The 15,532-nt window shown below is 67.9% G+C and carries 9 protein-coding genes and 1 CRISPR repeat array; of the genes, 4 read left to right on the forward strand and 5 right to left on the reverse strand.

What is annotated here, in order from left to right; translation table 11 throughout:
* Positions 1-32: 32 nt before the first annotated feature.
* The 4 genes from AB0C46_RS09200 (at position 33) to AB0C46_RS09215 (ending at position 4,390) form a co-directional block, all read left to right on the forward strand.
* On the forward strand, positions 33-923 hold the full coding sequence (locus AB0C46_RS09200) for a hypothetical protein (RefSeq protein ID WP_362827025.1): 891 nt from the start codon (positions 33-35) through the stop codon (positions 921-923).
* Entirely contained in the window at positions 920-2,176 is a 1,257-nt protein-coding gene (locus AB0C46_RS09205; protein WP_362826964.1) for a DNA cytosine methyltransferase, read from the forward strand. The genes AB0C46_RS09200 and AB0C46_RS09205 overlap by 4 nt, the downstream gene beginning before the upstream one ends.
* Entirely contained in the window at positions 2,176-3,303 is a 1,128-nt protein-coding gene (locus tag AB0C46_RS09210; protein WP_362826966.1) for a DnaB-like helicase N-terminal domain-containing protein, read from the forward strand. The genes AB0C46_RS09205 and AB0C46_RS09210 overlap by 1 nt, the downstream gene beginning before the upstream one ends.
* A gap of 964 nt (positions 3,304-4,267) precedes the next feature.
* Positions 4,268-4,390, forward strand: coding sequence for a hypothetical protein (locus AB0C46_RS09215; RefSeq protein WP_362826968.1), 123 nt, complete (start codon positions 4,268-4,270; stop codon positions 4,388-4,390).
* A 193-nt stretch (positions 4,391-4,583) separates the two neighbouring features.
* Positions 4,584-6,735: a CRISPR direct-repeat array (repeat unit 37 nt; unit sequence GTTGCGATCCTCGGTCGCCCCGGAGGACGACCGCCAC).
* A gap of 244 nt (positions 6,736-6,979) precedes the next feature.
* Here AB0C46_RS09215 and cas7c read toward each other — a convergent pair.
* From cas7c to AB0C46_RS09240, 5 genes are all read right to left on the reverse strand, one after another.
* The gene (gene cas7c / locus AB0C46_RS09220; RefSeq protein ID WP_362826970.1) at positions 6,980-7,852 is read right to left on the reverse strand and encodes a type I-C CRISPR-associated protein Cas7/Csd2; all 873 of its coding nucleotides are present in this window, start codon (positions 7,850-7,852) and stop codon (positions 6,980-6,982) included.
* Between the two features lie 58 nt (positions 7,853-7,910).
* Positions 7,911-9,713: a type I-C CRISPR-associated protein Cas8c/Csd1 gene (cas8c, locus tag AB0C46_RS09225; RefSeq protein WP_362826971.1), complete on the reverse strand. Its 1,803-nt coding sequence runs from the start codon at positions 9,711-9,713 to the stop codon at positions 7,911-7,913.
* A gap of 4 nt (positions 9,714-9,717) precedes the next feature.
* Positions 9,718-10,476: a type I-C CRISPR-associated protein Cas5c gene (gene cas5c, locus AB0C46_RS09230; RefSeq protein WP_362826973.1), complete on the reverse strand. Its 759-nt coding sequence runs from the start codon at positions 10,474-10,476 to the stop codon at positions 9,718-9,720.
* A 752-nt stretch (positions 10,477-11,228) separates the two neighbouring features.
* Complete coding sequence (cas3, locus tag AB0C46_RS09235) at positions 11,229-13,511, reverse strand: CRISPR-associated helicase Cas3' (protein WP_362826975.1); 2,283 nt, start codon at positions 13,509-13,511, stop codon at positions 11,229-11,231.
* A gap of 371 nt (positions 13,512-13,882) precedes the next feature.
* Complete coding sequence (locus tag AB0C46_RS09240) at positions 13,883-14,776, reverse strand: DUF5655 domain-containing protein (RefSeq protein ID WP_362826977.1); 894 nt, start codon at positions 14,774-14,776, stop codon at positions 13,883-13,885.
* Between the last annotated feature and the right edge of the window lie 756 nt (positions 14,777-15,532).

The following is a 15,532-nucleotide window of genomic DNA, read 5'->3' on the forward strand; positions in this document are numbered from 1 at the left end:
TTTCAGACCAGCCCCGATTCCGCGCCCTTTCCCTGGGCGCGGGAGTTCAGTCCAGCACCCTTCTCGCCCTTTCCGCCGAGGGAATCCTCCCGAAGGTCGACTACGCGATTTTCGCCGACACCGGCTGGGAACCCAAAGCCGTATATGCCCATCTCGACCGCCTCGAACAGGAGATAGCCAAGCCCGCCGGCATACCTGTTCTGCGCGTGTCGTCCGGGAACATTCGCAACGATGCCCTGAACCCGGATCACCGATTCGCTTCCATGCCACTCCACATCCTGAACAAGGACGGGCGTCCGGGAATGACCCGCAGGCAGTGCACCGGCGAATACAAGGTAAAACCGATAAAGAAGACCGTCCGTGAGCTACTCGGGCACCCCTACCCTTCGCGCATCCCCAAGGGGGTGTTCGTCGAGCAGTGGGTGGGAATCAGCACCGATGAGTTCCACAGGGCCAAGGACGCCGACGTGCAGTACATGCACAATCGGCACCCGCTTCTTGACCTTGGCTGGAGCAGGGCGGACTGCGTCCGCTATCTGACCTCGCGCGGACTTGCCGAAACACCGAAGTCGAGTTGTCTCGGGTGCCCGTTCCACGGAAATGCGCAGTGGCGGCACATCAGGGATACGTCACCGTCCGAGTGGGCGGACGTCGTCGAATTCAACGCGGCCATCCGGCAGGGAAACGCCCGCGCCAACGCATCCGGTAACCGGCTGCTGGGCGAGGCATTCCTGCACCGCTCCCGTGTCCCGCTGAGCGAGGCGCCGATCGACCACGTCACCGCTGCCGAACGGGCAGCCCTGCGCCTCGGCGAGGGCGAGGCCGACGAGTTGGAGAACGGCGTCGTGGACGGCTGCTCGCCGTGGGCATGCCGCGGGGATGCGGACGCGCTGGCGCAGGACGACTTCGGGCTGGCCGCTTGATACTCGACCTCTTCGCGGGGCCGGGCGGCTGGAGCAGAGCCCTGGGCGTCCTGGGCGCGCAGGACCTCGGCCTGGAATGGGACGAGTGGGCCTGCAAAACGCGTAATGCCGCTGGGCAGTTGACGATTCGGACCGACGTGGCGCTGTATCCGACGTGGCCCGTCATCGGCCGGACGCGCGGGCTGATCGCGTCCCCGCCGTGCCAGGCATGGTCGATGGCCGGCAAGCGCCTCGGGCTGATCGACCAGCCGCTGGTCCACCAGGCGGTCGCAGACCTCGCCTCCGGACGCGACTCCCGTGAACGTCTCCTGGCCGCCTGCCGGGACGAGCGCAGTTTGCTCGCGGCCGAACCCATGCGCTATCTCCGCGCCCTGAACGTGGCCGGTGAGCCGGAGTGGGTTGCCATGGAGGAAGTACCCGACGTGCTGCCGCTGTGGCGCCAGTACGCCGCCGTCCTGCGGGCCTGGGGGTTCTCGGTGTGGACCGGCATCCTCAACGCCGCTGACTACGGCGTTCCCCAGACGAGGAGGCGGGCGATCCTGCTCGCCTCCCGCGTCCGCACCGTCCAGCCACCCCCTCCGACCCACGCCCAAATCGCGGAGCCGGAGGGGCTGTTCGGGCCGGGCCGCGCCCGTTGGGTCAGCATGGCGCAGGCCCTGGGCTGGGGTGCCACCGACCGGCCCGTGCCCACCGTCTGCGCCGGCGGCGGTCCCGGCGGCGGCGCCGAGCCCTTCCCCTCCGGCTCCCGGAAGGCACTGTCCACCGCACGCGACCGCGGCACCTGGACACCCCACCCGGACAACCGCCTTCGGCCCTCCGGTCGGGAAGGAGCCGACCCTGCCGCCCGGCCCAGTGCCCAGGGCGAACAGGCAGCGGATCGTCTCGTTTCGGTGCCTGGCTGGTCGTGGTCTTTGCGGAGTAACAACCAGGCCCACGCCACCGTCCGGCCCTTGTCCGAGCCTGCGGGAACGCTGTTCTTCGGGCACCGCTCGAACGAGTGCACCTGGGTCGCCGAGCCCCCGGCCCCGCCTGCCCGGGACGTGGAATCACCGGCCGCCCCGGCGCCGATCCGGATCACCGCCCGCGAAGCCGGCATTCTCCAGACCTTTCCCGCCGACTACCCCTGGGCCGGCAACAAAGGTCAGGTCTTCAGCCAGATCGGCAACGCCGTACCGCCCCGCCTCGCCGCCCACCTCCTCGCCCCGCACATCGGCAAGACCCTCAACCCCGACGACTTCACCCTGGCCGCCTGATGCCCCACCCCGCCGGCCCGTACGAGGGCAACGACCTGGACGACCTGCCACCACCGCAACCCGTGCACTACGCCGAACAAGCTCTGCTCGGCGCCCTCCTGCTCGAACCCCACCGCCTGAAGACCATCGGCCTCCTGGAACCGCACCACTTCGGCAATCACACCCACGGCGTGCTCTTCACCGCAATGCGCACCGTCCCGGTCCCCGCCCCGAAGGACCATGCGAAGGACGCCACCTGGCTCGACGCCGTACTGAGCAGGGCGCGGCGCGAAGCGCCGGGGCTGACCGCCTCCTACTTGCATACCCTCATCCAAAGCTGCCCTCGGCCCCAGCACGCCACGGCATACGCGGGCATGGTCCGTGTCGATCACGCTCGCCGCACCCTGCGCGAGCACGCCGACCGGCTGTGCCAGTCCGCCACCGACACCACCCTGCCGAACCCGGCCGTCACTGTCCTCGCACAAACCGATGCCCTGAGCCTCTACCTCGACGAACTCGCCACGCACTACGCCGCACACCCCGGCTCCCTGCCCCGTACCCCTGCCGCGCCGCCGCCACCGCGTGGGACCGGAGAAGAAGCCCTCGACGAGGAACGTCTGCTGCTCGCCACCGCGACCGCGCATCCGGATGGCCTCCATCTCATGCGGTGGCTGCAGCCCGAGGACTTCGCGCTCCCCCTGCACGGACAGCTCTACCGGTGCCTGACCGCCCTCGCCCGCCGCGGTGCTGCCGTTGATCCGGTGACGGTTTTGTGGGAGGCCCAGCACCAGCAGCTGCTCACCGCAGAATTCGCACCCGCCGACCTGATGGCTCTGGTATCCGAACCGGTCGGCTCACCCGACTACTGGGGCGAGAGGATCTTGAGACGGGCCTTGCTCGGCCAGGCACACGCCGTTGGACTGCGGCTGGGCGTACTGACCAACGACCAGGCCAACACCGTCCATCAACTCATCACCGGCAGCCGCCGCGCGCTCGCCGGACTGTCCGCCATACGTGTCCGGTGGCAGCACGCCACCTCACCCGCACCGCAGAGCCGGCCCCCGCGCACCGAGTCCACTAAGGCGCCCCGGGCCGGTCCGCCGCGCACCACGGCTCCGCCGCCACCCACCGCACGCCTCACCCGCTGACAGCAAACCCGCCGGTGGCCGGGCCCCTTGACCCGGCCACCGGCAGAGAGAAGACCCCTTGGTGACACCGCTTCCCATCGACGCACACGTCCGCCTCGACGCCCACCCCACGCACCGCAGCGCCGTGATCGCCACGCTGACCGTCCCCCAGGCCCATATCCCCCACGTCGGCCTGGAGGCCGCCAACTGGAGTGTCCTGGCCAAGAACACCTTGGTCCTCGCCCGCATCGACCACGACGAGCCCTACTGGGCCGCGAAAGCCGCCCGGGAGCTGATCGCCGAAGGAGTCACCGTCGAAATCATGCCCCGGCTCCGGGACGCCATCGACGGTGAGTGGGCACTGGCGGCCCGATTTCGCCATCGCGGCAGTGGTCGAGTTGCGATCCTCGGTCGCCCCGGAGGACGACCGCCACCGGGCGGGGATGTGTCGCTGGTGCTGCGGGCGTTCCTGTTGCGATCCTCGGCCGCCCCTGAGGCCGACCGCCACAGCCCCACTGGAGACGCATCCATGACCCACCGACAGGTTGCGATCCTCGGTCGCCCCGGAAGACGACCGCCACCCGCGTCGATCGGCAGCCGTGTGCGCCGGCGACGTCGTTGCGATCCTCAGTCGCGCCGGAGGACGACCGCCACGTTGCTCGCCGGGTCGTCACGTCTCGCACCGCGCTCGTTGCGATCCTCGGTCGCCCCGGAGGACGACCGCCACCATCGTCGCATTCGTCGTGTGCACCTCCGTCTCACTGTTGCGATCCTCTGTCGCCCCGTAGGACGACCGCCACTCTGCCGTGCTGACTGCTGCGGTGGCACGGCTGACGTTGTGATCCTCGGTCACCCCGGAGAACGACCGCCACTGCCGCCCGTCCGGAAGCGACTTCGTCAGCCAGCGCATTGCGACCCTCGGTCTCGCGCCGGAGCAGGTTGCGATCCTCGGTCGCCCCGTAGGACGACCGCCACGGCAGATCTCATGCCGGACGGCACCACCAAGATCTGGTTGCGATCCTCGGTCGCCGCGGAGGACGACCGCCACCTGGACGCCAAGGCCGGGCAGTCCCGGGAGGCGCTGTTGCGATCCTCGGTCGCCCAGTAGAACAACCGCCACTCCCCTGCTCGCTGATGTCCCGGCCGGCCATGGGGACACCCGTGCCCCTCGACCGCCCGGGGAGAGCGACGGCACCTGCCGGCAGGCGCCCACAGATGCGGTGTTGGCGGGACATGCCCCCAGCGAACCGGAAGGATGCCCGCCACACTGCCACCATGGCGCCAAGAACGCCGCCACCGAGGTTGCGATCCCCGACCGCCCCGGAGGGACGACCGCCACGGCGTAGCTGGGCCGGGGCTTGCTGTGCCCGTAGCCGTTGCGACCCTCCGTCGCCCCGAAGGGCGACCGCCACGGGTGGTCTGGACGTTGACCACCCCCTGAACCAGAAGTTGCGATCCTCGGTCGCCCCGGAGGACGACCGCCACCCTTGCCGCTCACCGACCTGGAGTACGGCTCTGAGCTGTTGCGATCCTCGGCCGCCCGGGAGGACGACCGCCACCGGAGGTCTGTACGTCCAGCATCATCGACGTTGTCACGTTGCGCTCACCGGTCGCCCCGGAGGACAACCGCCACTCCCGCTGCTGCGCCGCCTGGCCGGCGCCGCCGAGGTGTTGCGATCCTCGGCCGCCCCGGAGGACGACAACCACCACACGCTCGGCCTCGGCCACTGCAACAGCGACATGTTGCGATCCTCGGTCGCCCCGGAGGGACGACCGCCACGGCGTAGCTGGGCCGGGGCTTGCTGTGCCCGTAGCCGTTGCGACCCTCCGTCGCCCCGAAGGGCGACCGCCACGGGTGGTCTGGACGTTGACCACCCCCTGAACCAGAAGTTGCGATCCTCGGTCGCCCCGGAGGACGACCACCATTGGCCCGGGTGGCGCAACGGCAGACGCAGCGGCCTTGTTGCGATCCTCGGTCGCCGCGGAGGACGACCGCCACTTGCCGCGGGTGGTGGACGCCATGGCAGTGTCAGGGTTGCGATCCTCGGTCGCCCCGGAGGACGACCGCCACGCCGTTGCCAACTGACCTGCCTTCTCCGGGTAGTTATTGCGACCCTCGGTCGCCCCGAGGACGACCGCCACTCCCTCGTAGGCGACCCCAACCAGGTCGACCTGACGTTGCGATCCACGGTCGCCCCGGAGGACGACCGCCACATGCCGGGCTGGACTGCCTGGTGATGCCGCTGTGGTTGCGATCCTCGGTCGCCCGGGAAGACGACCGCCACCGTGATCCCCTCGTACGGAGACCCTGGTGGGTTGAAGTTGCGATTCTCAGTCGCCCCGGAAGACGACCGCCACCAGCCGGCCACCCGCCGGGACCACCCCGCCACGGCCGTTGCGATTCTCGGTTGCCCCGGAGGACGACCGCCACGCGGGCGCGGTCCGCGTTGATCCGGTCGATGTTGGAGTTGCGATCCTCGGCCGCCCCGGAGGACGACCGCCACTCATCGGCCCGTGGCAGGCCGTGCACGGGGCTCTCCCGTTGCGATCCTCGGTCGCCCCGGAGGACGACCGCCACTGTGTGGCCCTTGCCGGCGTTGGTGACGCCGATCATGTTGCGATCCTCGGCCGCCCCAGAGGACGACCGCCACGCGGCGATCTGCTCGTGCGGGTCGGCCTCGACCGGTTGCGATCCTCGGTCGCCCCGGGGGGCGACCGCCACCAGCAAAATCGCTGCCAATCCGCCGCCCATCCATTTGTTGCGATCCTCGGTCGCCCCGGGGGGCGACCGCCACCGTGATCCGCGCGGTGGCCGCGTGGCTTCCGTCCTCGTTGCGATACTCGGTCGCCCGGGGGGCGACCGCCACATTCCTCATGGACGAGGGCGGCGAGTTCGCGCGGGTAGTTGCGATCCTCGGTCGCCCCGGAGGATGACCGCCACGCCGAGCCACTTGGTGCGGGCCCGCTTCTTCGGGTCGTTGCGAACCTCGGTCGCCCCGGAAGACGACCGCCACGTCGCCGTCCTTGTAGCCCTTGTCTTGCGGGTTCTCGTTGCGATCCTCGGTCGCCCCGGAGGACGACCGCCACGCTCGCGCTCCGTCTGCTCCGCCGCCCACTTCTCCGGTTGCGATCCTCGGTCACCCCGGAGGACGACCGCCACCCCCCACCTCGCGATCCACGCGGATGATGGGGCACGTGTTGCGATCCTCGATCACCCCGGAGGACGACCGCCACCTGGGAGTACGTCAGCTCCGCCCGGCCCAGCCAGTCGTTGCGATCCTCGGTCGCCCCGGACGACGACCGCCACCCGCCCGCGCGACAAACGCCAACGACGTGTCCCAGGCGTTGCGATCCTCGGTCGCCCCGCAGGACGACCGCCACCGGTCCGCGGGGAACACTGCCACCCCACGCACGTGGTTGCGATCCTCGGTCGCCCCGGAGGACGACCGCCACGCCGCCTGAGCAGCGGAAGGCACGACGGTGGGGCCAAGAGGTTACCCGGCAGGCGACAGCAGAGATGCGCAAAGAGGTCATTCTGCTTCGGCGTGATTCGCGTGTCGTGTGTGTGTTTGTGGTTCCAAAGCGGTGGGGTTACAGGACGAGATCGTCTCGGTGTCGCTGCGCTTCGGTGATACCGAGGGTTTGAGGGGGGCCTGGGCCTGGTCCTCCCGTCCGCCGCCTTGGAGGGCTGGGTTGTTCATCCGATGAGGCGGATGAGGCTGACGCCGGCGGGGAGGTCGGTGTCGGCGATATCGAGTTGGTAGTCGGTGAAGGCGCGGGCGGTGGCGTCGCCGGGGCCCTTGATGGTGATGCGGTCCAGGAGCTGGCGGGCGGGGGCTTTGCCGTACTTGTCGTCGTGGGTGAAGACGTACAGGCCGCGGAGGTTGAGTTCGCCGCGGGCGGCGGCGCGGTCGTGGTCGAACATGAGGGTGAAGGCGCGCCAGAAGATCTCCAGGTCCTGGGTGGTGATGCCGGTGCGGGCGGCGAGGGGGGCGCTGAAGTGGCCTTCGCCGCGGTAGAGGCCGTAGGGGACGATGTGTTTGGTGCCCATCTCGGTGTTCTTTCCGGCGTCGACGTCCTCTTGCTTGGTGGGCGTGACGCGGGTGATGCCGTATTCGAGCGGGGTGATGGGGTCTACCGAGCGGGAGAAGGTGAGCTGGAGGGGGCCTTGGACGCGGCCGGCTTGCTTGTCCTTCTTGCCGGTGGTCATGACGGCGCCGAACATGCGGACGTCGAAGAAGGTCTGGCACATCCACTGGCGGGCATCGAGCTGGCTGGCTTTGTTGCCCAGGGCGTCGGGGGCGTAGGCGCGTTCGTGTTGGGCGTTGAGGGCGGTTCCGGCCTCGACGTAGATGTCGTAGCCGGGCTGTTTGGCGTCCTCGTTGAGGAGAGCAACGGTGTTGCGGAGCTTCCGCTTGAGGGCGACGTCGGTGATCAGGCCCTGGCCGGAGACCGGGTCGGTACGCGGCATGCCGCCGGCATCGGGGTCGCCGTTGGGGTTGGAGTCGCGGGCCTCGATGAGGAATGCGAAGTCCATCTTGCGGTTCGGGTCGAGGTGCGCTGTGGTCATGTGCTGTTGCTCCTGAGTCGTGAAGAAGGTTGTGGGGCCGGTTGGGTGTGCGACGGCTTTAGGCGGGGGCGTCGGTGCTCTCGGTGTTGTCGGCCTCGGCTTGTTTTTGTTCCTGGGCGGCTTTGTGGGCGGCGCGGGCGGCGTTGTCCTCGGCGCGCTGTTGTTCGTAGCCGAGGACGAACCATGCCTGTTGGCGGGTGTTCAGGAGTACGGGGATGCCGCCTTCGATGTGGGCAAGGGCTGCGAAGGCGTCGGCCAGGCGTGCGTCCAGGGCGTAGTAGGTGCCCTTCTTGTCGCGGCGTAGGCGCTTGAGGTGGCCGTTGGCGCCATTGCGCAGGTTGGTGAGGACTGCGGCGGGGGCGGTCATGGCGGTGCCGAAGAACTTGTCGCCGATGGTGGCGTTGATCTCGGGCAGTGCTGAGCGCTGGATGGCTTCCAGTACGGCGAAGGTGCGGCCGCACAGATAGCCGGGCTCTTGATTGGTGTCGTCCAGGCGGGGCATGGGGCCGGTTTGCTCCTTGTCGGTGCGGTTGGGGTGGAGGGTCAGGCGCAGCAGGGCGGTGCGGGGGACGTCGACACGGTGGTCGGCGCGGATGCGTTGGAGCAGGTGTGGCAGCAGTCGGGCGGGCATTGGTCCGCGGGTCAGGGCGGCGTGCAGCAGTTCGTCTTCCAGGCCGCGGGGTGCGCTGCGGGGGACGTACTTGCCGGCCTTGTCGTCCCAGCGGCCCGATGCCAGAGCGAGGTGCCACAGGGGCAGGTAGCGGTAGGAGCCGGTCCACCCGTCGAAGACCTTGTGGTCTTCGAACCAGGCGCCGAGGTGGTTGCGCAGCCGCCCAACGGTGGTGTCCAGCCAGTCCAGGACGGCCACCCGGGCGTTGTTCAGGGCGAGGGTGAGCGCGTAGTAGCCGTTGGGGTCGAGACGCTCAGCGGTGATCGGGTCGGGGCAGGCGTGCAGGGAATCAACAAGCCGTGCGACTGTCTCCTGCGTGGGATGGTCCAGGGTGTCAAAGAGTGGGTCGGCGGGTTGGCGGGTCCACCACACCGTCACCGACTGTGCGGCGCGCCGTCGGTGACGGTCGTCGGCGAGCAGGAGGTTGAGGGCGGCCATGGATCGGGAGCCGCAGGTTTCGCAGATGGGCGTGTTGACCAGTTGTAGGGCGCCGCCGCGGCCGTGGGCTGAGGCATTGATACTCACCAACTGCGCGTCGCGGCCCACTGCGCTGGTGGGGATGGCACCGGACTTGATGCTTTCGGGAATGGTGGTGAGCAGTGCGCCCTCGCCCTCGCATACCAGGCACACGCCCATGATGCCGCTGTTGGCTTTGCGTGCGCGGACCTGCGCCGCCCACGCCTCCTGCGCGGAGGGTCGAAGGTGCAGCCACCCGGAGTCTGCATCCATCACGGCGACAGTGTCGGTTGAGTTCAACTCCTGCGGGATCTTCACCCGGGCCAGGCCGCCGGAGGAGACGAATGTGGCCAGCGCGCTGACGCCCGGGTCGTCGGGGTGGCGTTCGGCCCAGGACAGCAGCAGGTCACGGTAGTCGTCCCGGCGGCGGTGGGCCTCTTGGATGGCGGCGTCGCTGACACTGCCGTCGGTCGCGACTTTCGCCACCCCAAGGACGTACTGGGCTGTGTCTACCAGCAGGGAGGGCGGCGGGAGCTTCCCCGATCGGTAGACATACGGAGCTGGCGTCTGCAGTGGTTTTTCTTTGGACCCCTTGGGTAGGCGCTGGTCGTACAGGTCGGCGGTCGTGCCGTCGGCGTGTACGCGCAGTACCCACTGGATCTTCTTCATGCGGTAGTACGGTGGCGGCAGCTTCTCTGCTCGGTCGGCGTACTCCGTCAGACGATGCAGCAACATGCGGTCACTTCCCCCGCGCGGGCGTCCGCGTCCCGACGCCGGGCAGTGCAACCTGGCTGTCGTCCAGAGGCTTCGCCGGAACGTTGAGTACCCCGCTGATGAGTTGAGCGCGGAACCAGCGGTATTTCTCCCCGCTGCCCTGGCCGTGCTTGGGATAGATGATGGAGTGCAGCATCACTCCCAGCTCTTCGTCCCTGTCGATGGTCGGGGCATCGGAAGCGGGACCGAAGGAGCAGCTGAACTCACGGCAGCCAAGGAAGGGTTGGGAGAAGCAGGCCCCCTTGTCCACACGGCGGCGCAGCTGCTCCCGGTACTTGGCAGGGGGCACGCCCTGGCTGTGCGCCGCAGGCTTCACCTGAGCGCGAATGCGGTAGGCGACATCCCGCAGCAGCATGGTGTTGCGCTGATCGCGGTCACTTTCCACGTCGTAGCGCCGTTGCGGATCCTTGCGCAGTGACGCCACCTCGGCGGCTGAAATCGCCGACTTCACCTCGTTACGGCGGATCGACGTCCATTCGATCGGCCTGAGCACCTCGATCGCCCGAACCACGTAGTGGAATTCCGGTTTCCAGTAGATGGCCTCCAGCACCCCTGCCGCCGCAGAGGGCGTCATCACCGGGTAGGAGACCCGCTCCACCTTCAGCTCGGGCCGGGTGAAGCAGGCCAGCGGACCTGCCACCTCCACCACCAAGTCCGGATAGACCCAGCCGTCGTTGCCGCGCCGCTCGGCCAGACCGAGGCGCCTTGTGGTGTCCGACTCCACCCTCAACTCCTTCCCAGCACAACATCATTGGCGGGCCCGCCGCCTGCTTGGCCGCTGGCACCACCTCGACTGCGAACCGTATCGGCGGCCACTGACAACGGCAGCGCTGTCGGCCGTAAACCGGCAACACCGCCGTGTATGAGGGCAGTTCAGGCCACCTGCAGAAGGAGTCGCACCGCACGTCGACGGATCACGAGCACGACGACGAGGATCACGGTGACCACGGAACTGTCGGGTTCGATCAAGGTAATTGCGGTCATGGCACCTCCAGTTGCAGCTTCCATGTCGGTGGATTGGTCTTTGCTTTGTTACCAGTGTTCAGTGCGGTCGGAAGCGATGCTGGGCCATGGGTAGCTTGTGTGAAGAGTGTTCGAGATGAAGTTCGCTCGATGGGGGGCACGGGTGAGGGGCGGGGCTGACAGCCCCGCCCCTCACCGGTGCGGACCCTGGTGGTGCAGAGCAGCACCCATCCACCGACATGATTGCGACCCTCGGCCGAGGAAGGCGACCGCCATGCTGAGACAACTGCCCTAGCAGCACGCCCCATTACGTGTGTGACCGGACTCGACGGCGGCCATCACCGAGGCTCCCCAGGCCCGACCGCCGCTCCCCTTGGCGGCGAACCGCCGTCTCCTGGCCTACCGGAGAACATGAGCATTGGCCGCCATGCGGGGCGGCTCCGACCCATGGTGCCACGTCCTACGCAGACCACCCTGCCAACCGCGAACAGGTGCGCCCAAGGGGAACACTCATCAGTAATTGAATGCGCTCCGGTCCTCGGGAGCGTCCGGGTCGAGTCCACGCTGTGGGTGGTACGCCCCTTCCCACAGCAACAGGCCGCCGGTAATGGGCGTCGCCAGGCCCGAGCGCAGGGCCGCCTCCGCCTCACTGCGCGGCAGGGAAGCGGTGTGCGGCTGCAGGCTGCGAAGCACCTCAGGGCCGCAAGGGCGGGCGGTGTCCCGAAGTCGCGCGATGGCCGTTTCAATGGCTTCTCTGTCGGTCTCCCGGCGGATGACGACTACGGGTGCGCTCAGGGCGTCTTCGATCATCTGGAAGCTGCGGTCGACCTTGGGGAAGTCGAGGCGGCGTCGCAGGTCCTCGATTTCGGCCCCGAGCCCTGAATCGGGGGTCCCCTGTTGGAGGGAGTAGCGCAGGGGGTAGTAGCGCTCAAGGGCTTCCAGGTCGTCCGGAGCGGACCGGTCATGCCCGAAGTGGGCGCCGCTGGCGTTCAAGGCAGCATCGTAGGACGTGCTGCGTGGTTGTTTGCCGTCGGAGGGTCGGAAGATGACGACGGTGCCGCGGTGCAGGCGGCCGTCGCGGTTGCATCGTCCCGCGGCCTGCTGCAGTGACTCCGCCGGCGCCCACGCGCGGTACACCCGCGGGAAATCCAGATCCACCCCAGCCTCGATGAGACTGGTGGATACCACCTGCACGGGCTGCCCGGTGCCGAGCAACTCCTTGATCTCGGCGATTACTTCGCGACGGTGGCCAGCGGTCATCCGAGTCGACAGATGCAGCACTTCGGCGCCGAGTGCAACGTGTTCATCGAGGTGGCGGTGGAAGCGTGCGGCATCCTTCGTGGTGTTGACCACCGTGAGCACCTGCTCGTTTTCGGCCGCCTCGGCCGCGATGCTCTCCAAGGACACATCATCGCCCGTTCGCCATTCGTAATCGACTCGCCGCAGCGCCTCGAACAGCCGGGACGGATCGTCGACGATGTTCCGCCGCTCCAGCCCCTCCCACGTGGGCAGCCTCCAGAAGGAGGGCTGAGTGGCCGACGCCAGCACCACGGTGACCCCGAAGTGGTCGACCAAGCCCCGCAAGACGCTCAGGATCGGAATCAGCAGCCGATCGGGCAAAGCTTGGACCTCATCCAACACAATCACGGAGCCGGCCAAGCGGTGCAACCTCCGCATCTGCGACGGCTTGTGCGAGAAGAGGGACTCGAACAGCCGCACCGTAGTGGTCACCACAAACGGGGCGTCCCAGTTCTCCGCCGCCAGCCGCGCCGTGTGGGCTCGCGCCTGGAGCTCCGCACGCTGCTCATCTGTCAGGCCCTTCAAACGCTCCTCTGAGTCCAGATCCACGGCACTGTGATGCTCCAGGACAACGGCTTCCTCCGGGGAGGACGAGTCGGGGTCGAGCAACCGGCGGTAGACGGCGGCGTTCTGCTCAGTGATCGAGATGAAAGGCACCGCGAGGATCACCCGGCCCATACCATTCGCTGCCGCATGCCGCAGCGCGAACGCCCCCGCAGCCATGGTCTTGGCACCGCCGGTCGGCACATGCAGCACGTACACGCCCGGCTGTCCCGAGGCAGCCACGCACGCCTGCTCGTATACCCTCTGCCGCAGAGCATCCACGGGAGAAGGCTCCCGGTCGGCCAGCAACTTCGCCCGCCGCACCTCGTAACGCTCGACCAACGCCGTCATATCCACCGGCTCACGCAGGCGTAGCCCAGCGCCACCGAAGTGCGCCGCGGTGTCGAGAAAGTCCGCGTCGACCACACAGCTGAACAGCATCCGCACCAACAGATCCAGCCCCAGGCGCCCCTGCCCCGAGGGCGCCCCCAGCCACGTCGGGAGCGCTGGCCGCGGATCGGGGTGGATCTCCGGCACCACCGCCTCCACAGCACGGATCGCCTCCGCCACCCGCTGCGCTTCGTCGCCGCCTGCCATCGCTCGCAGCAGCTCGTCTTTGAGCTGTTCCATATCCGGCATGCCACCGTGGTGCCCGAAGACCACCGCCCCGAAGGGCAACTGCGTGTACTTGTCGGCGAGAAACGTACCTGCATGCTTGTGCCCCACCCCCACCCGTCCGCCGCCCTCACGTTCGACGGCCAGAAGACGGTCTCGCCACTCGCACGTCCCCTTACCGACATCGTGAATCAAAGCAAGGTACGCAGCCAGCTCCCCACAACCAAAGACCTCACCGAACCGCCCTGCCAGAGCAGCCGATCCCCGCAGATGTTCCTCCAGCGAGTGCCGCACACCAGCCCAACTGCGGCTGTGGGCAAACAACTTCCGAACAGCCATACAGCGTTACCCCGATCCACCTCGAACTTGAATCACCGAGACGAACATAGAAGTCACCACTGACAACACACATCGACGTCTGCCATCACACCGACGGTGCCAGCGCCACACCCGCATGAGCCCGACGTTCATGCCCTGGCAGCCGCCCAGGCGGCACGTCGCACAGACCGTGGTTACGGCTTCGACACATACGGGCGACTGGTACGCAAACGCGGAACCACCGCCGAAGCCCGCCCGACGCGGCCTCCGCACGGCTCCGGCCTGGACAAGACCTGTCGGGTTGCGAGCGCGCCTTCGCTTGACTAGGCGAGTTCCGGGGTACAACGCGTCGGCCATCCGGCCACGCACGACTGTGCCCGTCGGCTGGCCTGCTACGCCGCGGCGTAGCTGAGGCGGAAAAGCTCCAGGGAACGCTCCAGGTCCCGCTCCGTGCGCAGCTGCAGTTCCAGGTCACCCGTGCCGTGGTGACCGACCCCCGTCACATCGCGGGTAAAGCCGGGAACGAGGTCGACCGACTTCGGGTCGGCCTTGAGGTAGACGAGGAGCTTGGTCTGCTGCGGCGGGCAGAGGCACGCGAAGTTCCGCAGCCGCTGGTAGGCCGCGTACTGCTTGCGCTGGATGCGGGTGATGCCGTCCCCGAGGCCGAGCAGCACCTCATCGGCCGCCTGCGCCAGCTCCGCCAGGGCTCCGGCCTGCCTGCGGACAGGCGGTAGCCCGGCCGCGCGCCGGCGGCCCCGCCTGGTCGTGGCCGAGTGCCCCGTGACGGAGGCCACGGTCTCAAGGCCGATCTGGTGATTGCCGAAGAAGCGGTAGCGGACCAGGTCGATGCTGCGCCGGTGCTCACGTACGGCGTGCGCGTCGTAACGGGTGAAGTCGCCGGCGACGCAGATCAGCCGGGGGCTGCTCCACAGGATCTGGGACGCGGCCGGGGCCCCGAGACGGTCGCGGACCAGGTTCCGGAAGGCGTCCTTGTGGTCCATCAGCCAGGCCATGTAGTAGAGGCCCTGATGTATCACGCCTGCGTCTCTGTCGCGCTTGTATTCGATCACCGTGGGCGCGTTGTTCTCGTCGACCCCCAGTGAGTCGATCCGGCCGGGAGCGTCACCGCAGTCGATGACGTACTCGCTCGCCAGGAACTTCACGCCCAGCATCGTCTCCATGTGCGCCTCGATGAGGTCCTGCACATCCGCCTCAACCTCGGCGAGACGCGGCACGACCTCGGTCACACCGCTCGTCGTCGTGTGGAACAGCTTCAGGCCCGACACCTTCCCCTCCTTGACTCGACAGCGACAACGCCGAAGAGAGGCACGTTTATTTCCACCCAACGCTTCCGAGTCGCGAAGGCGGCATAAGACCCTGCATAAGCCCGCTCAGATCATCCGCATTCCACGAGTCCCAGATCCCCGCCCATCCCACATGCGTCCCACAAGATCCATGACACCTCGTCAGCGGCCGAGAACATCACAGGTCAGAGCCTATTGGGTAGCGATGGAGTGGGGGTTCTTCTAATAACAGCGCCTTCCTGACCCCTCGTTCGCATTTCCCGGCACTCGCTTGCGCTGTACGACGATCTCTCGGACGTCCGGAAGGCCGACGATACGGTCGACACCGCGTCGCCCGCACCACTACCCGGCCGCGTTCTCAGCCGTATGCCCGCAAGGACTTACGACCCGTTCCTCGAACTCGCTGTTTCAACGCATTCGCGCCGCTGCAATCGAGGACGTCTTGGCGTTCTACCGGATCCTGGCAGCGCCCACCGCCCCCCCCAGTCCCAGCCGCTTGCGTGATCACCCCGTCAGGCGCATCGAACTCAACAGAGATGAATTTCGAACATGCACCCACATTGGAGTGAGTCGACCTATGCGTCTCCGATGGGAATAATCCGAGCTCACTAGGCCGATTGCCCGGCAGGCGCACCAAGCAAAATTCGAACTAGTGACAGAGAAGGTGCTGGAGTGATGAACTGACTGTCAGTGCTGCTTGGTACACAGTTCGTCGTTCGGGGAGCAGGTCCCCGACGT

This window comes from Streptomyces sp. NPDC048637, assembly GCF_040650675.1.
Lineage (GTDB): Bacteria > Actinomycetota > Actinomycetes > Streptomycetales > Streptomycetaceae > Streptomyces.